The organism is Streptococcus timonensis, from assembly GCF_047460355.1.
In the GTDB taxonomy this organism is placed as follows: Bacteria; Bacillota; Bacilli; order Lactobacillales; family Streptococcaceae; genus Streptococcus; species Streptococcus timonensis_A.
This window is the reverse complement of record NZ_JASHGL010000002.1, coordinates 210,985-229,094: the sequence shown is the minus strand read 5'-3', so window position 1 is coordinate 229,094 and position 18,110 is coordinate 210,985. Positions and strand designations below refer to the sequence as shown.

General features: G+C 35.2%; 24 protein-coding genes and 1 tRNA gene. 15 read left to right on the top strand and 10 right to left on the bottom strand.

The genetic code is table 11. The features are described 5' to 3' along the window. Nucleotides 1-240 precede the first annotated feature (240 nt). Together QM941_RS04525 and QM941_RS04520 are read right to left on the bottom strand one after the other, a co-directional pair. A complete protein-coding gene (locus QM941_RS04525) occupies nt 241-1,323 on the bottom strand; it encodes a hypothetical protein (protein ID WP_414339278.1) in 1,083 nt (360 codons plus the stop codon). Nucleotides 1,324-1,336: 13 nt separating this feature from the next. Beyond that, the gene (locus QM941_RS04520) at nt 1,337-2,125 is read right to left on the bottom strand and encodes an XRE family transcriptional regulator (protein WP_414339276.1); all 789 of its coding nucleotides are present in this window, start codon (nt 2,123-2,125) and stop codon (nt 1,337-1,339) included. Nucleotides 2,126-2,295: 170 nt separating this feature from the next. Here QM941_RS04520 and QM941_RS04515 point away from each other — a divergent pair, with 170 nt between their 5' ends. Continuing rightward, complete coding sequence (locus QM941_RS04515; RefSeq protein WP_414339274.1) at nt 2,296-2,571, top strand: hypothetical protein; 276 nt, start codon at nt 2,296-2,298, stop codon at nt 2,569-2,571. A gap of 155 nt (nt 2,572-2,726) precedes the next feature. On the opposite strand, the gene QM941_RS04510 is transcribed toward QM941_RS04515, so the two are convergent. After that, a complete protein-coding gene (locus tag QM941_RS04510) occupies nt 2,727-3,383 on the bottom strand; it encodes a hypothetical protein (RefSeq protein ID WP_414339272.1) in 657 nt (218 codons plus the stop codon). 60 nt (nt 3,384-3,443) lie between these two features. Here QM941_RS04510 and QM941_RS04505 point away from each other — a divergent pair, with 60 nt between their 5' ends. Next, nucleotides 3,444-3,632: a hypothetical protein gene (locus QM941_RS04505; RefSeq protein ID WP_414339271.1), complete on the top strand. Its 189-nt coding sequence runs from the start codon at nt 3,444-3,446 to the stop codon at nt 3,630-3,632. Here the strand turns inward: QM941_RS04505 and QM941_RS04500 are convergent. Next, on the bottom strand, nt 3,629-3,829 hold the full coding sequence (locus QM941_RS04500; protein ID WP_414339270.1) for a KTSC domain-containing protein: 201 nt from the start codon (nt 3,827-3,829) through the stop codon (nt 3,629-3,631). The genes QM941_RS04505 and QM941_RS04500 overlap by 4 nt on opposite strands. A gap of 144 nt (nt 3,830-3,973) precedes the next feature. Between QM941_RS04500 and QM941_RS04495 the strand changes: the two genes are divergently transcribed. After that, nucleotides 3,974-4,159 carry a helix-turn-helix domain-containing protein gene (locus QM941_RS04495; protein ID WP_414339269.1) on the top strand — a complete coding sequence of 62 codons (186 nt, stop codon included), beginning with the start codon at nt 3,974-3,976 and terminating at the stop codon, nt 4,157-4,159. A gap of 602 nt (nt 4,160-4,761) precedes the next feature. Here QM941_RS04495 and QM941_RS04490 read toward each other — a convergent pair. Further along, nucleotides 4,762-5,004 carry a type B 50S ribosomal protein L31 gene (locus QM941_RS04490; protein ID WP_096408869.1) on the bottom strand — a complete coding sequence of 81 codons (243 nt, stop codon included), beginning with the start codon at nt 5,002-5,004 and terminating at the stop codon, nt 4,762-4,764. Nucleotides 5,005-5,096: 92 nt separating this feature from the next. Further along, the gene (locus tag QM941_RS04485; RefSeq protein WP_414339267.1) at nt 5,097-6,035 is read right to left on the bottom strand and encodes a DHH family phosphoesterase; all 939 of its coding nucleotides are present in this window, start codon (nt 6,033-6,035) and stop codon (nt 5,097-5,099) included. A gap of 103 nt (nt 6,036-6,138) precedes the next feature. Here QM941_RS04485 and QM941_RS04480 point away from each other — a divergent pair, with 103 nt between their 5' ends. The 11 genes from QM941_RS04480 to QM941_RS04430 all read left to right on the top strand — a co-directional run bounded on the left by QM941_RS04480 (nt 6,139) and on the right by QM941_RS04430 (nt 13,097). Further along, a complete protein-coding gene (locus tag QM941_RS04480; protein ID WP_414339266.1) occupies nt 6,139-6,582 on the top strand; it encodes a flavodoxin in 444 nt (147 codons plus the stop codon). A 114-nt stretch (nt 6,583-6,696) separates the two neighbouring features. After that, nucleotides 6,697-6,963 (top strand): chorismate mutase, encoded by a 267-nt coding sequence (locus tag QM941_RS04475; RefSeq protein ID WP_414339265.1) that lies wholly within the window; start codon nt 6,697-6,699, stop codon nt 6,961-6,963. Next, on the top strand, nt 6,960-7,334 hold the full coding sequence (gene crcB / locus QM941_RS04470) for a fluoride efflux transporter CrcB (protein ID WP_414339263.1): 375 nt from the start codon (nt 6,960-6,962) through the stop codon (nt 7,332-7,334). The genes QM941_RS04475 and crcB (QM941_RS04470) overlap by 4 nt, the downstream gene beginning before the upstream one ends. Next, nucleotides 7,328-7,657 carry a fluoride efflux transporter CrcB gene (crcB, locus tag QM941_RS04465; protein ID WP_414339261.1) on the top strand — a complete coding sequence of 110 codons (330 nt, stop codon included), beginning with the start codon at nt 7,328-7,330 and terminating at the stop codon, nt 7,655-7,657. Before crcB (QM941_RS04470) ends, crcB (QM941_RS04465) begins: the two co-directional genes overlap by 7 nt. Nucleotides 7,658-7,775: 118 nt before the next feature. Next, nucleotides 7,776-8,123 (top strand): 50S ribosomal protein L19, encoded by a 348-nt coding sequence (rplS, locus tag QM941_RS04460; protein ID WP_001068670.1) that lies wholly within the window; start codon nt 7,776-7,778, stop codon nt 8,121-8,123. A gap of 41 nt (nt 8,124-8,164) precedes the next feature. After that, nucleotides 8,165-8,236: transfer RNA gene (locus QM941_RS04455), tRNA-Arg, on the top strand. An 804-nt stretch (nt 8,237-9,040) separates the two neighbouring features. Then, nucleotides 9,041-10,027: an ATP-binding cassette domain-containing protein gene (locus QM941_RS04450; RefSeq protein ID WP_003010129.1), complete on the top strand. Its 987-nt coding sequence runs from the start codon at nt 9,041-9,043 to the stop codon at nt 10,025-10,027. Then, a complete protein-coding gene (locus QM941_RS04445) occupies nt 10,024-10,818 on the top strand; it encodes an ABC transporter permease (RefSeq protein ID WP_003013825.1) in 795 nt (264 codons plus the stop codon). Before QM941_RS04450 ends, QM941_RS04445 begins: the two co-directional genes overlap by 4 nt. A 1-nt stretch (nt 10,819) precedes the next feature. Further along, a complete protein-coding gene (locus QM941_RS04440) occupies nt 10,820-11,605 on the top strand; it encodes an ABC transporter permease (RefSeq protein WP_003013947.1) in 786 nt (261 codons plus the stop codon). Between the two features lie 309 nt (nt 11,606-11,914). Then, nucleotides 11,915-12,787, top strand: coding sequence for a hypothetical protein (locus QM941_RS04435; protein WP_414339258.1), 873 nt, complete (start codon nt 11,915-11,917; stop codon nt 12,785-12,787). A 49-nt stretch (nt 12,788-12,836) separates the two neighbouring features. Next, nucleotides 12,837-13,097: a hypothetical protein gene (locus QM941_RS04430; RefSeq protein WP_414339256.1), complete on the top strand. Its 261-nt coding sequence runs from the start codon at nt 12,837-12,839 to the stop codon at nt 13,095-13,097. A 78-nt stretch (nt 13,098-13,175) separates the two neighbouring features. Here QM941_RS04430 and yidA read toward each other — a convergent pair whose 3' ends face one another. Both yidA and QM941_RS04420 read right to left on the bottom strand, forming a co-directional pair. Continuing rightward, nucleotides 13,176-13,982 carry a sugar-phosphatase gene (gene yidA, locus QM941_RS04425; RefSeq protein ID WP_414339255.1) on the bottom strand — a complete coding sequence of 269 codons (807 nt, stop codon included), beginning with the start codon at nt 13,980-13,982 and terminating at the stop codon, nt 13,176-13,178. 12 nt (nt 13,983-13,994) lie between these two features. Continuing rightward, nucleotides 13,995-15,299 (bottom strand): HD domain-containing protein, encoded by a 1,305-nt coding sequence (locus QM941_RS04420; protein ID WP_414339253.1) that lies wholly within the window; start codon nt 15,297-15,299, stop codon nt 13,995-13,997. A gap of 72 nt (nt 15,300-15,371) precedes the next feature. Here QM941_RS04420 and QM941_RS04415 point away from each other — a divergent pair, with 72 nt between their 5' ends. Then, nucleotides 15,372-15,749, top strand: a complete 378-nt coding sequence (locus tag QM941_RS04415) for a DUF1934 domain-containing protein (protein WP_414339252.1) — start codon at nt 15,372-15,374, stop codon at nt 15,747-15,749. A gap of 178 nt (nt 15,750-15,927) precedes the next feature. Here QM941_RS04415 and QM941_RS04410 read toward each other — a convergent pair whose 3' ends face one another. Beyond that, a complete protein-coding gene (locus QM941_RS04410; protein WP_414339251.1) occupies nt 15,928-17,010 on the bottom strand; it encodes a DEAD/DEAH box helicase in 1,083 nt (360 codons plus the stop codon). Beyond that, nucleotides 17,007-17,984, bottom strand: coding sequence for a Gfo/Idh/MocA family protein (locus tag QM941_RS04405; RefSeq protein WP_414339250.1), 978 nt, complete (start codon nt 17,982-17,984; stop codon nt 17,007-17,009). Before QM941_RS04405 ends, QM941_RS04410 begins: the two co-directional genes overlap by 4 nt. Between the last annotated feature and the right edge of the window lie 126 nt (nt 17,985-18,110).

Here is an 18,110-nt window from a genome sequence, read left to right as displayed (position 1 = left end):
GCTGTTTTTGCTTGTTTATGTTATAATTATTTAAAAAGAGAGAGGAGAAAAATATGTTAAAAACAAAATTAAAAGATTTTATAGTATCAATATTTCTATTTCTCTTAATTTTCAAGATTTTTTTCTCTATAACTACGATTTACATCACAAATAGCTATCTTTCAATAGCAATAACTGTACTTGTCACATTTTTATTAAAAAAATTTATTTCTTTCGAGTCTAACTGATGTTAGACTTTTTTTATTCTCCAGACTCCCCTGGTGGATTACTAGAAGCCTGTTTTACAATTTGTTGGTTTTCAATAGCAGTTGTTAGTTTTCTTGGGATGCGAATTCCTAGTTCAGATATTGGTACACCAAGTTCGTCAGCTAGTTCTTTTGCTTGCTTAATCCGTTCGAGTTTATTTTTTTGATACCCTTGATATGTATTTATTAATCCCGGAACTTCTAGTTCTAATCCCATAAACTTTAATTTTCCCCCACTTGTCAGAACAATTGCTCCACTAAGTATCGCTGAAATTATAAGTCCGTAATTTACAGTGTGTGTAATAAGTTCTATTATACCATCGGATTGTACGTTTATTTTTGAATCTACTCGTGTTTCAGGGAAAAGTAACCTTGTTAATAGAGAATATTGATAAACAAATTGACCTAAATATACCCCTTGAATATCTTTTTCTTCTGTTACATGGTAGCTAATATATAGTTTTTCGTCTTCAATATAACAAGGGAAAAGTGCGCGGTTAATGAACGGTTTATAATCATTTATATTTGATAGTGTTGCATGAGAATAGATCATTTTATACAATGCGCTGTCTGCATCAGAACGATTAAACCATCCTAACCAATGGACTTTCCACCTTTTTGCAAAGTCAGATCGACTATGCGTCAACTCTTCGCTTTTATATTGTTCGAGTTGGAATTGATCAAGTTCATAGAGTGGTCCAGTAACTTTACCGACTAAAAATCGTTCAGATCCTTCAGATGGGACAACAACGATATCATTCCTTTTGATGTTATTTACAAAACGAAGTAGTTGTCCTGCAGTGATACCATACTTGTTTTCGGACGGTTCTAAGTCATCTTGAAATGTTAGTTTTTCTTTTAAAATTTCTTTTAATACATTTGAGTTATTATCTGCTCGTCTAATATCTGTAAGGGTAATCTCATTCCATCCAATACCTATATAACCATTTAGATTAAAATCCGTATAATATTCTCCAGAGTTAGCACGCACTAGCCAATAATCAGTAGAAGAATCTAAAACAGGGATTTCTTTTTTTATATTTTCTATAATTTCTTTTAATTCTATTGTATTTTCCATCAGTGTACCTCGTTTAATTCCTATACAAATCCACGACTTCGCCGATAATTCGGAAGTCGGTCTCTGGTGTAATTGGCATATCCTTGTAGGCTGGATTTAGGCTATGTAGGTATGCTTGGTCTTTATCGATAACAAGCTGTTTGATATAAGCATCACCGTTGTAGTTGAATACGCCGATAACACCGTTATTCAATTCTACGCTGGTCTGAATGAATACCAAGTCACCATCGTGATAGTCTGGCTCCATGGAGTCACCTTTGATGGGGATGACAAAGTCAGCATCAATATCTACTGGTAACTCAATCCGTTCCACTCGTACATCGTTCAAATACTGGCCTGTGCCTGCGAAAGCTGGGTGGTCGTAGTAGTCGTAACTATAGAGTTGAATAGCCTCCGACACTTCGTTTACCTTCGTTTTTTCTTCGTTTCTCTGCTCATCCCGTAGCCTCTCTGCATAGGTTAAGACTTTGACTTGTCTTGGAGGTTTTAGTTCATCGTAGATGGTTTGGATGGAGGAAGTGTTAGAAGAGGAGTCATCGACCATAGAATTATTAGTTACAAATCTAGGATCTAATACAGATTTAGGTACTCCAAAAAAATCTGCAATTTTTTGAACATTACCAGGGATTGGCAAAGAAGTTCCTTTTACATACCCTGTCAATGTGCTAGGTGGTATTCCTGTCGCTCTAGATAGCTCAGCTTGTTTACAATTTCTATCAGATAAAATTGAGTTAAGATTTGCGGAAAAGACTTTCATATCCTCTTTATCTTGAGGAGTTAATTTCCCTCGTCCTCTTGCCATGTTTTTTCCTCCTATCTTCTTTACTATATAATACCGTTTATTTTCGATTTTGTAAATAAAAAATTCGAAAAAATTACGAAAAAATCGAAAAAACCATTGACATACGATTTAAATCGTAGTATAATATAATCAAGCTTAAGGAAATAACAAAAACAAGCAGGAGAAAAACAATGACTAAAGGACTTACAACACAGGAACAAATTGCACTAGCGAAAGAAATCTTACAAGTTAAGAATCGCAGAGAACGCTCTCTTAAACTTGGAGAAATCCTAGATTGTGAAAAACTATCATCAGATGATATGCACGCATTGTACAATACACTACTAACAGCCATGAGAGTTTACGGCGACGTCATCGGATTTGACGACAAAGACTTTCAAGAAATGGCTCTTACAATCTTAGTTCTTGAAAAGGTTACAGAGACTAAACAAGCTAGGGTAGCGTAGAGAGGTGCGATTCCTCTCCTGGCTATTGCTCATAGAGCGAGTAAAAGGAGAAAGGAGAAGAAAGATGAATGAACTAGAAAGAACAGCCCTCAACGAAATATTGAGGACCGTGACGTATACTGCTGAGAAGTTGGATGAATTGGAATCTAAACTTACTAAATCTGATCTACAAGATTTTGAGCGTCCAGAATAGTTAGTTGATATTCAATAAAGCGGATGGTAGCATTTAAAAATTTTTTCAAATCTTGTAAATCTTTGTCTGTATGTTTTCGTACGTAGTGAGTTTCATCATTTCCTATCCACGAAGTGGCCTGAGCGAGTTTTTGTAAAATCTGATCATCGATATAATCTTTAATGACAGCTCCCAACAGTTTTGCCTTAATCTCATCAGCTTTTTCGGGGAATTTGTATATTAAAAAATCTTTGATGATGAACTCTAGAGACTTTCTGAGACCAATCCCTACTAAAGTGTCGTAACCGTCTGCCTCTGCTTGTAAAGACTGAACATATGTCTTAACACCTTGAGGAGAAAGTTTAGAAATTTCTTTAGGAAACTTAGATGGGACCTCTTTGTAATAGTGTAAATTTCTTGGAAAAACATCCCCATAATCGTAAATATAATCATAAGAATCTACCCAAGCATATTTACAAGAATTGCAAAATAAAGTTAGAAACAAGATGTGACTATTTTCATCTTTGTAAAATGATGAATCTTTTAATACAGGCTCTATTCCTCTACCACAATTAGGACAAATATCTGTTACAGTAACATTTACTTCAGCATTGCTCCAGTTACCATATTTCGCTTTCATCAACATAATAGCTTCTCCAATCGTTTTTATTTTATTATACCAAATTTAGAAAGGAATACTATGAACGAAGAAGAAGCAACAAATTATAAAGGCAATAAGCAGCAGAAGGTTATTTTAGAAGACTTGTTGATTTATTCTAAAGCTCTTAAAAATAGTGATTTTCATTCAAAGATTATTATCTCAGCGGATGGAGTTTATTTAGAGCAGACAAAAGAGTTTCACCCACTTGATGAAACTCTACTGGATTAGCTTACTCGTGTGTAAGGATGGCGTTTAGACAGTCTATGAATATTAGAGCCTACAGATCCAATCAAGACAGAGCTGTACTCTGATTCACTAACATTATGGTAGTGATAAATACTACCGTTATTAAATTCAACTTCTAAGATTCCGCCCTGCCAGCCAACACTACGAACATTAGTAGATGCAACATATTTTCTCTGCATATTCCTCTCCTTTCTGTTGAAATTTTGACTAAAACGGTGAGAGGTCCTAGTCAATAATGATTATAGCATAGATAGCAGAAAGGTACAACATATTGTGATTAAATATATTTGTTTAACAACATATAGTGTTTTTGGAGGTATAACATGTGGGAACAATTAAACCGAATAATGCAGGAAAGAAATTTGAATGTTAATCAATTATCTAAGATGTCTGGAGTAAACCGTAGTTTCTTTTCTGATTTGAAAAGCGGAAAGGTAAAGTACCTTTCTTGGCCGAATATATCCAAAATTGCTGATGCGTTAGAAATCAGCATAGATGAATTAAGATAAGGAGGTAAATCATGAAAGAAGCAGTTAAATAATAATGTTTCAAAAGCCTATTGTATCAAGCTTTATAGCTTGGTCGATAGGCTTTTTTTGTTTCAGTTTATGATATATATTTTCTAAAAGTGTGAAAAAGAGAAGATTTGTAGTCTTTTCTTTTTATATGAGTAGTGATAGCGTTCGGCTATAAAAATACTTAATAAAAATATAGGAAGCCTTACTATCAAGCTAAACTGAAGGCTAAAGGAGAGCCATAATATGATTATTTCAACTACGGAATTGAAGGAAAGATAATCCTAGGATACAAAGGAATTGTCTTGGGCAAAGTGCTTGCAGGGGTTAATATGAAAAATACATGGCGATTCAATTTATAACGTTTATGGAGAACCTTCAAATTATTATCAGAGAGAGTTTATACAAGTTCCAGTGGAAGTCTTAGTAGAAATGCTGGATAGAGCCAGAGTTCTTGTTGATGGAGTAAAGATAATCTATAAATCTCTGATAGTAGAGAATTGTATGCTGATAGTCACCTGTAGTGGAACAGCAGTGGTAGTTGATTCCTCATTTGAAGTAACAAAAAAGAACAGTCGAAGCTGTTCTTTTTATGATTATTTGAGACCGTATTTTTTGTTGAAACGATCCACGCGTCCATCTGCTTGAGTGAACTTTTGACGTCCAGTGTAGAATGGGTGTGAGTCTGATGAAATTTCCACACGGATCAATGGGTAAGTTTCACCTTCGAACTCAACAGTTTCGTTAGTGCGCTTAGTTGAACCGCTAAGGAATTGGTAACCAGTAGTTGTGTCCATGAAGACAACTGGGCGATATTCTGGATGGATATCTTTTTTCATTTTGCAATATTTCCTTTCTGCCATGGTCTCTTTGCGAGCCATAGATTGTTACCTTAATAGTCTATCAGATTCTGATAAGTTTGGCAAGTCTTTTATTTGTTTTTCAATAAGTTTTTTAACTTCTGATAGATGACTTCATTTTCTTCTAAGCTGTAGGAATTAGCACCGCTAGCTAGTGGATGCCCCCCGCCGTCATGTTCTTTGGCTACTTCATTGATAGGGACTGATTTACTGCGTAGACGAACACGATAATGTCCATCAGCTTGTTCTACAAAGATTCCCCATAGGCTGACGTCTTCTATGCGGCCTGGTGCACCAACAATAGCAGCTGTTTCAGCATCCGTTATCTGATAATGTTGGAGAATATCATGAGTTAGTAGGATACGGGCAGCTCCATTTTCATCCACTTCCAGATGATCATAGATATAACCTTGAAGTCTGGCGATTTTATAGCTGATTGTATCCATATGACGTGTAAGTTTAGCATAATCAAAATCATACTCCCTCAGTTGACTCGCTATACGAAGCGTACGAGCAGAAGTTGAAGGATAGAGGAAGCGACCAGTATCACCAATGATTCCAGCAGACAAGAGGTAAGCGGCCTGGTCAGATAATTTAAGGTTGGTTTCCTCTGCAAAGATAGCTACCATCTCACTGGCACTACTAGAAGTCGTATCTACCCAAACCAGATCTCCATATTCTTCATCGTTTGGATGGTGGTCAATCTTGATAATTGTCTCAGCATTAAGATAACGTTTATCATCGATTCGAGCAGTATTTGCTGTATCACAAATGATAGCAAGTGCTCCTTCAAATTCATGATCCTCTACCTCATCCATCTTGGCTAACCATGTTAGGGTAGGTAAATCATAGCCAACAACTTTAATCTTTTTATCAGGAAAATTATACTGGAGCAGTTCTTTGAGACCAACTTGACTTCCCAAGGCATCGGGATCTGCTCTCATGTGACGGTGAATAATAATTGTATCGTATTTTTTAATTTGTTCTAAAATCTGATGGCAAATTTCCATGAATAACCTCAATTCTTTCTCATATCATTGTAGCACAAGAGTTTTTATTTTTAAAATGAAAAATCTGTGATATAATGGAGGAAGATAAATTGAGGAGGACCTTATGGCATTAGCAAAAATTGTATTTGCCAGTATGACAGGAAATACTGAAGAAATCGCTGATATTGTAGCAGATAAATTACGAGAATTAGGTTTAGATGTCGATGTTGATGAGTGTACAACTGTTGATGCTTCTGACTTTTTAGAAGCAGATCTTGCAATCGTTGCAACCTACACATACGGTGATGGTGAGCTTCCAGATGAGATGATGGACTTCTACGAAGATCTAGCAGACCTCAACTTGAGCGGTAAAATCTATGGTGTAGTCGGATCAGGTGATACTTTCTACGATGAATTCTGTAAAGCTGTTGATGACTTCGACCGAGTATTTATCGCTACTGGAGCTGAAAAGGGTTCAGAGTGCGTTAAAGTTGACCTTTCTGCCGAGGAAGAAGATATTGAACGCTTGGAGCAATTCGCAGAAGAATTAGCTGCTAAAGTAGGATAAGCATGAAGTGCACTGATGAAAATTGTCAGTGCAGTTTTTATTAAACAGGATTAGGACTTTACTAGCCTATTTAGGTCTTTTTTGGTACAATAGTTCAATTAAAAAGGAGACTCTATGGATTTAGATAATATTCGACAAGAAATCGATAAAATCGATGACCAGATCGTTCAACTTTTAGAAGAGAGGATGCATTTAGTTGAAGGAGTAGTTGCCTATAAAAAAGCTTCAGGAAAACCTATTCTAGATACTAAAAGAGAAGAAGTTATCTTTGAGAAAGTCAAAAGTCGTGTCAGCAATAAAAAATACCAAGATACAATTGTTGCGACTTTTTCAGATATTCTCAAACGTTCACGTGATTATCAGGATAAAACGATCAAATGAAAAACGAAAAATTTTACCCTCTAGGAATCTTTCTAGCTGGTATGCTGGGAGGAATTGTGCGTTTTCAGATTTCGAGATGGTTGCCATCTAGTCCAGACTTCCCTTGGGGAACACTAGTAGTCAACTATTTAGGAATCTTTTGCCTTGTCTACCTTGTAAAAGGTTATCTGGTTTATAAGGGAAGTAGTAAAGGCACTATTCTAGCGCTTGGAACAGGATTCTGTGGTGGCTTAACGACATTTTCTAGTCTCCTATTAGATGCAGTGAAATTGCTGGACACAGGGCGGTACCTTAGTTTGGTGACCTATTTGCTTTTGAGCATCGGCGGTGGGATTCTATTTGCTTATTGCTTAGGGAGGAAGAAATGGTAGTATTTTATCTAGCACTTGCTTGTGGACTGGGTGCTCTTGTTCGTTATTTCTTTTCCCGTTATAATCAGGGTTCAGTACTGCCTCTAGGAACTCTCATAGCCAATCTTCTAGGTTGTTTTTTGATTGGATTATGCTATAACTATGTAGAGTCAAAAGAAGTCTATCTTATTCTTGCAACTGGTTTTTGTGGTGGTTTGACTACTTTCTCAACCTTGAATGATGAACTCCAAAGACTGATCAATGACAAGAAGGCATTTTATAGTTATTTATTATTAACCTACTTGCTTGGTTTTCTTGCAATTTTTTTGGGAATTTTGCTTTAAATTTCTTTACTTTTTCTAGGAATTTTGATAAACTGTATCTTGTGTGTAATGGACGCACAAAAATACAGTTTATCCGCTGAGGAAGTTTCCTCAAGATTGACAAAGATAGGAGAATAAAATGAATCCATTAATCCAAAGCTTGACTGAAGGTCAACTTCGTACAGATATCCCTTCATTCCGTCCTGGTGACACTGTTCGTGTACACGCGAAAGTTGTCGAAGGAAACCGTGAACGTGTTCAGATCTTTGAAGGTGTTGTTATTGCACGTAAAGGTGCTGGCATCTCAGAAAACTACACAGTTCGTAAAATCTCTAACGGTGTAGGTGTTGAACGTATCTTCCCAATCCACACTCCACGTGTTGAAAAAATCGAAGTTGTTCGTTACGGTAAAGTACGTCGTGCGAAATTGTACTACTTGCGTGCTCTTCAAGGTAAGGCAGCTCGTATCAAAGAAATCCGTCGTTAATTCGATGAAAAAACTCTGCTGCAAGGCAGGGTTTTTCTCTAGCTCCCTTAGTTCAATGGATATAACAACTCCCTCCTAAGGAGTAGTTGCAGGTTCGATTCCTGCAGGGGGCATTTTGAGAAGCGTAAAGAAACATAAAGAATATTCAAAGTGTTTATTTATAGGCAATCATCACAATTTAGTTTTTTAAAATAGGATAGTATATTTTGTTTTTTTGACCAAACGTTGACCAAAATTTGACCAAAAATTTGTTTTGATTTTTATGAATATAGAATAAAGTAGATCAGGAAGCTGGTCTATTTTATTTTGTATTTAATATGTATAAAAATTTGAATTGTCTGTCTAAAATAACTTAGTATTTTTGGAATTTTTGACCAAAGTGTGACCAAAATTTGACTAAATATTTGTTTTGATTTTGATGATTATGAGGTTAAGTAGATCATAGGAGTAAGTCTTTATAGGTATAAGTTATTTATGCTCGCTATGTTAGTTAAATAATTAATTTTTGACTGATTTATCTCTGTTTAATGTAAATTAGTTATGAGGAATATTGTCTTATTTATATACGAATATATAAAATAATGATACAATAATATTATATAGAAAATTGTAGATATTAGACTGACTATAAAAAATGGAGGTAATTTATGAATAGCAAGGAATGGATTATGGAATTTGAATCTTTAAATGTATGATTACTATAACCGTTATAAAATCAATAAGAAACGTTGTGGTCGGAATTTTTGATATCTTCTAAGAGTAGTCAGAGGATTATTGATTTAATAACAGAAGTACACGAAGACATATATTTAACATCTATTATTTTACCCATCCCGAAGATTTTAGCTCAATCTTTAGCATTTTGGTAAAGTATGGAAAAAGTACAAGTAAATATATTTTATCGAAAGGAGAGATATATGAGTGAAATAGTTATTAATGCTCAGAATTTATCTAAAAATTTTTATAATTTTGATTCAAGACTCCCATTTATCAAGAGATTTTTGAAACGTAATCAAATAACGATTCGAGCTGTTCAAGATATTAGTTTTACGATTAAGAGAGGGAGTATAGTTGGCTTTATTGGGAGTAATGGAGCTGGTAAATCCACAACGATTAAAATGTTGACTGGGACTCTTTATCCTAGTTCCGGAAAATTAGAAGTGAATGGAGAAATTCCATTTAAAAGAAGTATAAATTTTAGAAAAAAAATTTCAATAGTAGTAGGAAATAAATTACAGTTATTTCAAGATGTTTCGGCTATGGATTATTTTCAATTGATTGGTACTTTATATGAGGTAGAACCGGCGATTTTACAAGAACGAATTCAGGAATTAAGCAATTTGTTGAATGTAAAAGATCAGCTTTACCAGCAGGTCCGGACCCTCTCTCTTGGACAAAAAATGAAAATGGAGTTTATCGCGGCATCTTTAACAAGTCCGGAAATATTATTTTTAGACGAGCCTACTATAGGGTTGGATATACAGTCTAAAAAAGATATCAGAACATTTTTAAAGAAAATGAATGAAGAATGTCATACTACTATTATTTTAACGAGTCATGATATGGATGATATTTCGTCTGTTTGTGACGAATTAATCGTCATTGACAAAGGAAAAATTATTTTGCAGGAGTCAATGGATGTTATTTTATCTAAATTTTCTGATTTTAAATATTTAAAGATAAAAATGACATTAGATTTGGTACCAGAGTTATGCTCTGTTAAAGGAGTAGTAGTCATTTCTCAAACAAAATCGGAATGTATACTAAAAATACCTAGAGATTTTGTCTTTGAGACATTAGAATCAATCAATAAGCTTGTAGATATAGAAGATTTTGAAATATCAAATCTTTCTTTAGAAGAAATTATTTTACAAAACTATTTTACAAAAAAGGAGCACAATTGAAAAAAGAAATGTCTATTATTCTGATATCATTTCGATCTATTTTGAACTATAAATCAAGTGTACTATTGTTAATGTTACAGGCAAGTATACAAATTATGATATCAGTATTTTTATGGACGTATATATATCAGAGTAACCAGATAAATATAGCAGGATATGATTTTACCTCAATGGTTCAATACTATTTGGGGACTATAATTTTTTCATATTTTGTTTTTTATCCAGTTGATTGGGAAATCAATGACGATGTTCATTCAGGAAATTTTTTTAGCATATTAATAAAACCTGTTACTTTTTATAAGTATTATTTTTGTAAAATGCTTGGAGATAGGCTTGCTCATTTATTATTTATCATCATTCCTGTCATTTTATTCTCCAGTGTTTATTACAAGAATGAGTTATTAACCATTGAAATTCTTATTTTAGGAAGTATTGCAATTATTCTATCTATGGTTCTATGGTTTTTAATATCATGTTGTGTAGGTATGCTTTCTTTTTGGTTAGAAAATATATTTTTTGTCCTTACTGTTAAAGAAATAGTAATTCAGTTTTTATCAGGAATATTATTGCCTTTAAGTTTTTTTTCAAATAATTTTCGTCTGTTTTTAGATGTATTACCTTTTAAATACTTAGTATATGAACCGCTTCAGATGTTTAGTAATGATACATATAAATTAATAGACTATTTGAGAATTATTTGTATTCAATTGATTTGGTGCATCATTTTTTATATTATATCAAGATTCATATTGAGAAAAGGAGTGGAGCACTTCTCAAATGTGGGAGGATAAAATGTTTAGAATAAAAGTAATTTTTAGGCTACTTCATTTTGGTTTTAAATCTGATATGAATTTTCATTTTGACTTCTTTTGTGGTCTATTTTCGTCGATACTGTGGATTGGTTTACCTATTGTATTTTTTAGATTGATTTTCTTAAACATAGACTCTTTTAATGGTTGGGACTATTATCAAATTTTATTTTTGGTAGGTTCCTACACTATTGTAGATGGAGTTATGATGGGATTGTTAATTAGAAGTATGGGAATTTTAGAATCAGATATTTTGAGTGGTAACTTGGATCAAATTTTATTGAGGCCGTTTGATACTCAGTTGTTCTATATTTTTAGATCATTTAATTTAGTTCAATTCGTGAATACTTTTTTTGGTCTTGCGATCATTTTTATAAGTTATGGAAATTTAAATGTACATTTAAATTCATTAAAAATATTATTTTATATCCTTTCTTTAATGTGTGGTTGTATTATATATTATTCAATTTGGTTTCTAATAACGATTAGTTCATTTTGGTTCCCAACTAAATTTTCAAAAGTAGATGTATTTTTGAATTATATTGGAATTTCTAAGTATCCATATAATATTTTTACAGGTATTAACAGATTGATCACTATGTTATTTGTTCCCAATTTATTAATTGCCAATCCTGCAGTATTAATATTTTTAGGGAAAGATACATTGAACCTATTTTTCTATCAAATAGTTTTTACAGTTTTTTTGATTATTATCAGTCGTACAATTTTTAGAAAAGGATTGAAAAAATATGAAAGTGCAGGAAGATAAACAATGTTGTTCAGTTATATGTTTGACTAAAGGAAGTGATTCGCTGTACTTTCGGATATGAGCTTGAAGGTGGAATTGCCGGAGTGAGTTTGAAAAAAAGTAAGCGAAATTTTTGACCAAAAATTGACCAAGTAAGTTAGAAAAGCCTTTAAATCAAGGGTTTGAGTCCTGTTTTTCGATTCCTGCAGGGGAGCGAAACTAGCCACAAAAACACTGGATAACCAGTGTTTTTTCTTTGACCAAATTTTGAACCATTCATAAGATATCCATGGTGTGGTATAATGGGCATAGAATGTTTAGGAGAGAGTGATGAAAAAAGGCTTATTAATCGGCTGCTTATCCATGGTTATACTATTCGCAATATTCATAATCCTTAGTCCTATTTTTGCAATGATGGACATGTGGGGGGTATTTGCGTATGTAAGTAAGACAGAAATCAAACAAGCTGTACATCGTTCTTATAAGAACTACGGTCTTACAGGTCAGTTTGAGTTAGAAAAATACGAAAAAAACTATACAAGTGTAGGAGGATTTGTAATCCATGGTACTTACACTGAAAATATAGATGGTAAAACCTATCAGGCTAATTCTCGTTTTGAATACTATACTCGACCTTCAGAAAACAAAAATTATAAAAAGACGGATGCAGAAGTAGATTATGAACAAAACAAAAAAATTTATCAGGCTTTTCCAGAATTAGCTTATTTAGGAATTGAGATTAGTCCAGGTAACAGCGAATTTTTAAAAAATTTGGATAGTTCAATAACAGATCCTAAAATGACTGCTTTGAAGTACGAAGGGATTGATTTTCAATTTAATAGTAAATCTGGCAACATGTATCTTTATGATGAAATATTAGAGGAAAATCAAAGAAAAGGACAAGCATTACAAGGGATGTATCCTATGGATGCTCAATATCTTTTCCAAAAAGATATCTTTATACCAGAATTTCAATTTCGATACTACACTCCAGAAGACAAGAAGGATCAGTTATATGATGCCTATCTTGAAGACCTTGAATCGCAAACGAAGGAATTCTTTTACAATCAACCCCTTCCAAGCGGTCTTTATGCTGTAAAGATTGATAAATATGAAGGGGATAAACTTGTCAATAATAGCGGTGGCTATTATGTGAAGATTGAGAATCGTCAAGTTTTGGAGTTTATCAAAGATTTATACTAAAGGTTGCGTTCAACTATTCAAAATATCAGATAAAGATGAAATTGATTAAATGACCCAAGAAGAATATTTGCAACTAAAAAAAGAATATAAAATTCACTTAGTCTTAGTAATAGTTCTATTCGTATTATTCTCTATCATAAGTATCTTGCTCATCATAAATCTCAATAGACTTATTCCATTAGGCGCGACAGCCATGGCTACAGTTGTGCCATTTAACCAATTTTCACACGTTCCACTTTGGGAAGAGAAAAAAGTGACTGAAGCTGAAAGAGAAGAATTAGCTGCACTTATGTTTGATGAGAAAGAGTAATCTGTATTCTAAAAAATACCCCAGGAGTTAGACTTTTATCTCTAACTTCTGGGGTGCTTTTATTATATTCTATTCAGTTTACAATACCCAAGTACGAATAGCGTGGGCGACACCTGATTCATCATTTGTTTTGGTAATGTATTTAGCAATTTTCTTGAGTTCAGGATTCCCGTTTTCCATAACAACCGGATTACCAACGACTTCGAGCATGGCACGGTCATTTTCCTCATCCCCGATTGCCATGGTTTTATCTTTGGTTAATCCGAGTTTTTCAGCTAAGTGAGTTATGGCTGAACCCTTGTCTACATTCTTTTTAAGGAGTTCAAGGTAGAAAGGAGCTGATTTGTTGATAGAGTAGCGTTCGTAAAATTCTGCTGGGATTTTTTCAATCGCAGCATCAAGAATCTCAGGTTCGTCAATAAACATACATTTAACGATTTCTTTGTCAGCCATTTCTTCAGGAGTACGGTAGAAGATGGGCATGCTGACGAGAGTTGACTCGTGTACGGTGTATTTTCCGATATTGCGATTGGCAGTGTAGATGCCGTCCTTGGTAATAGCATGCATATGGACTCCCAGTTTACGGCTGAGAAATTCCATATCCAGATAGTCCTCGTAAGTCAAAGATTCGCTGATAATCTCATGACCATTAGCGGTTTCTTGGACAAGGGCACCGTTGAAGGTCACAACATAGTCACCTTCATCTCTCAACTGCAAGTCGTCAAGGAGTTTGGCAACACCAGCGATGGGGCGTCCTGTTGCAATGACAACCTTGACTCCAGCTGCTTTAGCATCTTGGATAGCAGCAAAGACTTCAGGTGTGATTTCCTTTTGGCTAGTGAGCAGGGTACCGTCGATATCGACAGCTATTAGTTTAATAGACATATTAATCCTCTTTTAGTGCTTATTTGGTGTAAAATGATCATTTTCAATCAAATTTGAAAATTGTTGAATAATTGCCGTAAAGATACTATCTTTGTTTAGCATTTCTTTAGGGAAGTAGAAGCGGTTGTCACCATGACGGCTCCCTGAAAGAGATTGAACGATAGGAGATAGGCTAGAAAGTTCTGCCAGCTCGCCATTCTTTTGGACAATCTCAATTTGTGTTCTAGGATTTTCAGACTCTGGTCGATAAATATCGTAAGGAAGGTCGAAATTCTTATGAATGGCAGTATAATAGTCAGGATCAAAACCAATTTCTTCTACGAAATTTCGCATGATTTCAAGTTGGTCTTGATCAACCTGTGAAAAAGTAATAGACTTGAAGACCTTACGATTGATAAAACGTTGGGACAAATCAGCCAAAATCTTATCAGAACTAGACATCCAAAGTTGGAAATAAGTATTCATGACACCATCGTCCAGGGCTAAATAATCAGCTAAGGTAACAGTTTTTTCAAAAAATGGAACCAGGTGAGGAGAAGTACGTGCGAAAAATTCTTTATTGTCTGGATAGAGTTCTTTGGCACGTTTCAAAAGATTTTGCAGAAGAACCTCCATGGCGCGTGTGGCTGGGTGGAAATAAACCTGCATATACATCTGGTAACGACTGAGTACATAATCCTCGATGGCATGCATCCCATTACGCTGAAAGGCAATGCCATTTTCAACAGGACGAATGACACGAAGAATACGTGTCAGATCAAACTGGCCATAAAAAGCACCGGTGAAGTAGGAGTCGCGAAGGAGATAGTCCATACGGTCCGCATCAATCTGACTAGAAATGAGCTGAACCACTTGTTTGTTTGGATAAGTGTGATCGATAACGCTGGCTACTTTTTTGGGAAAGTCCGGTGCTACCTGCAAAAGGACCTGATGAATCTCTGTTTCAGGGTTTTGGATAATTTCTTGGGTAATTGCCTCATGGTCGGTGTCAAAGAGATTTTCAAAAGTATGTGAGTAGGCACCGTGTCCGAGATCATGTAGAAGAGCAGCAGTCATGGTTAGTAGAGACTCGTTAGAATCCCATTCCTCAGGATATTTCTCCTCAAAAATCTCAGTGATTTGACGGGCAATTTCGTAGACACCCAAACAGTGAGAAAAACGACTATGCTCTCCACCGTGGAAAGTATAGCTAGATGTCCCAAGCTGTTTGATACGACGGAGCCGCTGAAATTCTTTAGTATTGATCAGGTCATAAATGACTTGATTATTAACGTGGATATAGTTGTGAACTGGGTCACGAAATACTTTTTCATTCATAAGACCATTATAGCAAATTCCTTGCCTTTTTGGTAAAATAGTAGGGGTAAGTGAGAAGAAAGAGGAATAGTTGTGAAGATTAGAATGAGAAATAAAATTCAATTTGACGATCAGTTGGAAGTAATTGATCAAGTCTATGATGTTGAATTACGTGAAAAGGGAGATTTTTCCTATCTCCTTTTTTACAATGAAGACCAAGAAAAAGTGGTTTTGAAATTTAATGGGGAGGAACTGGTCATGTCACGTTTCTCAAATCCCAAGACCATTATGCGTTTTCTGAAGGATTCTGATAGTTTAGCCTATATTCCAACACCTATAGGCATGCAGGAGTTTATCATCCAAACAAGCCACTATGAAGTTGGTGAAGAGAAGATTGAACTAGCCTATCAACTACAAAACAAAGAAGGAGTTCCATTTGCCAACTACAGTTTAGAAATTACTTGGGGATAAGAAAAGAGGCTGGGACAAAAGTCCTAGTCTCTCAATTGTCTTTGGATTGTCGAGCAAGACGCAGTGGTTGAGTGGGTTCTACTACGCTGATTTCATCAGCTTTTACAGCCCTACTCAACTGTGCGGAGGTGGGACGACGAAATCGAATTCTAACGAATTACCGATTTCTGTCCCACTCTCATTTGATATACAGTTCCTGATTTTTCAAGACAATTTCACGTACACTTGCAAATTTCTTAAGTTTTTTTAGCTCTTCTGGATGTGTCACAAGAGTGATGACATAGCCTTCTTTACCCATGCGTCCTGTACGACCCGCACGGTGAGTGTAAGTTTCTGTGTCTCTAGGGACGTCAAAGTTAATCACGCATTCCAAGCTATCAATGTCGATACCACGAGCGAGAAGGTCTGTCGCAAGAAGTAGTGTCAGTTGATTATCTTTGAATTTTTCTAGAATAACTTTTCTAAATTTAACGTTGACATCGCTAGCTAGCGAAACTGCTAAAACATCACGATATTGTAATTTTTCCTCTGCACTTCCAAGGTCTGACAAGCTATTAAAGAATACAAGACCACGGAAATCTTCAACCTGTGCCAGTTTACGAAGCATATCTACTCTGTGACGTTGGTCTACTTGCATATAGAAGTGTTGAATATTGTCTAACTTTTGGTCTGAGAGGTCAATGATGCGCGTGTTAGGTGCAATCTTATCTTGGTCAAATTTGGTAGTGGCACTCATGTAAATAAGTTGATGGTCACGAGGTGCATAGTGGGTAATCTTTTCAACAAAATGAATTTGAGAATCATCAAGGAGTTGGTCGAATTCATCAAGAATGATTGTTTCCACATTCATCATCTTGATTTTTTTCAATTTAATGAGTTCAAAGATACGACCAGGTGTTCCAATCAGAATTTCTGGTCCTTTTTTAAGTCGTTCAATTTGGCGTTTCTGGCTCGAACCGGATAGAAATAGCTGAGCTGTTAATCCGATGGCCTCAGCCCAGGTTTTAGTGACTTCAAAAATTTGTCCAGCAAGCTCGGTATTAGGTGCTAAAATCAATAATTGTTGGGCTTTTTTCTTTTGCAGTTTGAGAAGACTAGGTAGGAGATAGGCTAAAGTCTTCCCTGTACCAGTTGGACTGACTCCAAGAAGATTTTCACCTTCTGTTATAGGTTGAAAAAGTTGAATTTGAATGGGAGTAAATTCTTGGAATCCCAGTTGATCAATCAATTCTTGCCATTCGGTAGGTAGTTTGGTTTTCATTTTTCTGCCTCAAATCTAATGCCAGCATTCTGGCGCATGGTGTAAAGTAGGTTGTGGACGTGTGTCGCATCATCAATCCAAGATTGGTAGAGAGTCAGATCTGCTTGCTTGATCATGTTTGCAAAAGCAGCAACTTCCTCAGTCATGGTGTGAGGAGCCCGCTGGATAGGAAGTTGAACTTCATTTCCTTGATGGTCTGTGAAAATAGCTGAACTAACATGTTCGATCGTATTAAGTGTCAGTGTCCCATCTGTCGTATAAATTTCGCAAGGAAGATTAGAAGTGATATTCTTTCCTGCTTTGATGTGTACTTGATAGTTAGGATATGAGAGAATACCATCCCCATTTAAATCAATGCTATTATCTAGTTTCTGAGCTTGATAAGTTGCATGAGTCGGTATTCCAAATAAGCAAACAGCAGCGTAGATAGGATAAATACCAAGATCCATAAGTGCACCACCTGCAAAACGGTCTGAGAAAACATTAGGAGTATCGCCAGCAAGTAGGTCAGGCATCTTAGAAGAATATTTAGCGTAGTTAAAGTCTGCACCAAGAATTTGTTTGTTCGCAAGAAAGTCTTTAATTGTAGCAAAAGCATCTTCGTGATAGTTACGTGCTGCTTCAAAGATAAAACATTTATTATCTTTAGTCGTTTGAACTAATTCCTGCCATTCTTGTGGTTGAGTGACAGCTGGTTTTTCAAGGATGACGTGTTTATCAGATGATAAAGCAGCCTTAGCTTGAGAGTAGTGCAAAGAATTTGGACTTGCGATATAAACGACATCAAAGGAGCTCATTAAAAAAGCATCCATCTGATCAAATAACTGAACATTGCTAAACCGACTAGCGAATTGTTCTGCAGTTTCTATATTTCTAGAATAGACGGCAACTAACTGATATTGTCCACTAGCATGAGCGGCCTCTATAAAATGATGACTAATAGCTCCTGTTCCTATAATCCCAAGTTTTAGCATAGACTCTCCTTATTCCTAGAATTGATTGATTTCATTATATCATAGAAAAGAAGAAGTAGCCAAAGCAAGATAATTCTAAATTGTGATGCTTCGACATTTTATAAAAAAATGGTACAATAGTTTTCA

Bases quoted from the DNA above. Each gene is read 5' to 3' on its own strand.
- QM941_RS04440 (WP_003013947.1), top strand. From the start codon at position 10,820: ATGTTTAGAATAAAAGTAATTTTTAGGCTACTTCATTTTGGTTTTAAA.
- QM941_RS04475 (WP_414339265.1), top strand. From the start codon at position 6,697: ATGGATTTAGATAATATTCGACAAGAAATCGATAAAATCGATGACCAG.
- yidA (WP_414339255.1), bottom strand. From the start codon at position 13,982: ATGTCTATTAAACTAATAGCTGTCGATATCGACGGTACCCTGCTCACT.
- QM941_RS04405 (WP_414339250.1), bottom strand. From the start codon at position 17,984: ATGCTAAAACTTGGGATTATAGGAACAGGAGCTATTAGTCATCATTTT.
- QM941_RS04480 (WP_414339266.1), top strand. From the start codon at position 6,139: ATGGCATTAGCAAAAATTGTATTTGCCAGTATGACAGGAAATACTGAA.
- QM941_RS04525 (WP_414339278.1), bottom strand. From the start codon at position 1,323: ATGGAAAATACAATAGAATTAAAAGAAATTATAGAAAATATAAAAAAA.
- QM941_RS04520 (WP_414339276.1), bottom strand. From the start codon at position 2,125: ATGGCAAGAGGACGAGGGAAATTAACTCCTCAAGATAAAGAGGATATG.
- QM941_RS04495 (WP_414339269.1), top strand. From the start codon at position 3,974: ATGTGGGAACAATTAAACCGAATAATGCAGGAAAGAAATTTGAATGTT.
- QM941_RS04500 (WP_414339270.1), bottom strand. From the start codon at position 3,829: ATGCAGAGAAAATATGTTGCATCTACTAATGTTCGTAGTGTTGGCTGG.
- crcB (WP_414339261.1), top strand. From the start codon at position 7,328: ATGGTAGTATTTTATCTAGCACTTGCTTGTGGACTGGGTGCTCTTGTT.
- QM941_RS04490 (WP_096408869.1), bottom strand. From the start codon at position 5,004: ATGAAAAAAGATATCCATCCAGAATATCGCCCAGTTGTCTTCATGGAC.
- rplS (WP_001068670.1), top strand. From the start codon at position 7,776: ATGAATCCATTAATCCAAAGCTTGACTGAAGGTCAACTTCGTACAGAT.
- QM941_RS04410 (WP_414339251.1), bottom strand. From the start codon at position 17,010: ATGAAAACCAAACTACCTACCGAATGGCAAGAATTGATTGATCAACTG.
- crcB (WP_414339263.1), top strand. From the start codon at position 6,960: ATGAAAAACGAAAAATTTTACCCTCTAGGAATCTTTCTAGCTGGTATG.
- QM941_RS04515 (WP_414339274.1), top strand. From the start codon at position 2,296: ATGACTAAAGGACTTACAACACAGGAACAAATTGCACTAGCGAAAGAA.
- QM941_RS04450 (WP_003010129.1), top strand. From the start codon at position 9,041: ATGAGTGAAATAGTTATTAATGCTCAGAATTTATCTAAAAATTTTTAT.
- QM941_RS04505 (WP_414339271.1), top strand. From the start codon at position 3,444: ATGAACGAAGAAGAAGCAACAAATTATAAAGGCAATAAGCAGCAGAAG.
- QM941_RS04485 (WP_414339267.1), bottom strand. From the start codon at position 6,035: ATGGAAATTTGCCATCAGATTTTAGAACAAATTAAAAAATACGATACA.
- QM941_RS04430 (WP_414339256.1), top strand. From the start codon at position 12,837: ATGACCCAAGAAGAATATTTGCAACTAAAAAAAGAATATAAAATTCAC.
- QM941_RS04420 (WP_414339253.1), bottom strand. From the start codon at position 15,299: ATGAATGAAAAAGTATTTCGTGACCCAGTTCACAACTATATCCACGTT.
- QM941_RS04435 (WP_414339258.1), top strand. From the start codon at position 11,915: ATGAAAAAAGGCTTATTAATCGGCTGCTTATCCATGGTTATACTATTC.
- QM941_RS04510 (WP_414339272.1), bottom strand. From the start codon at position 3,383: ATGAAAGCGAAATATGGTAACTGGAGCAATGCTGAAGTAAATGTTACT.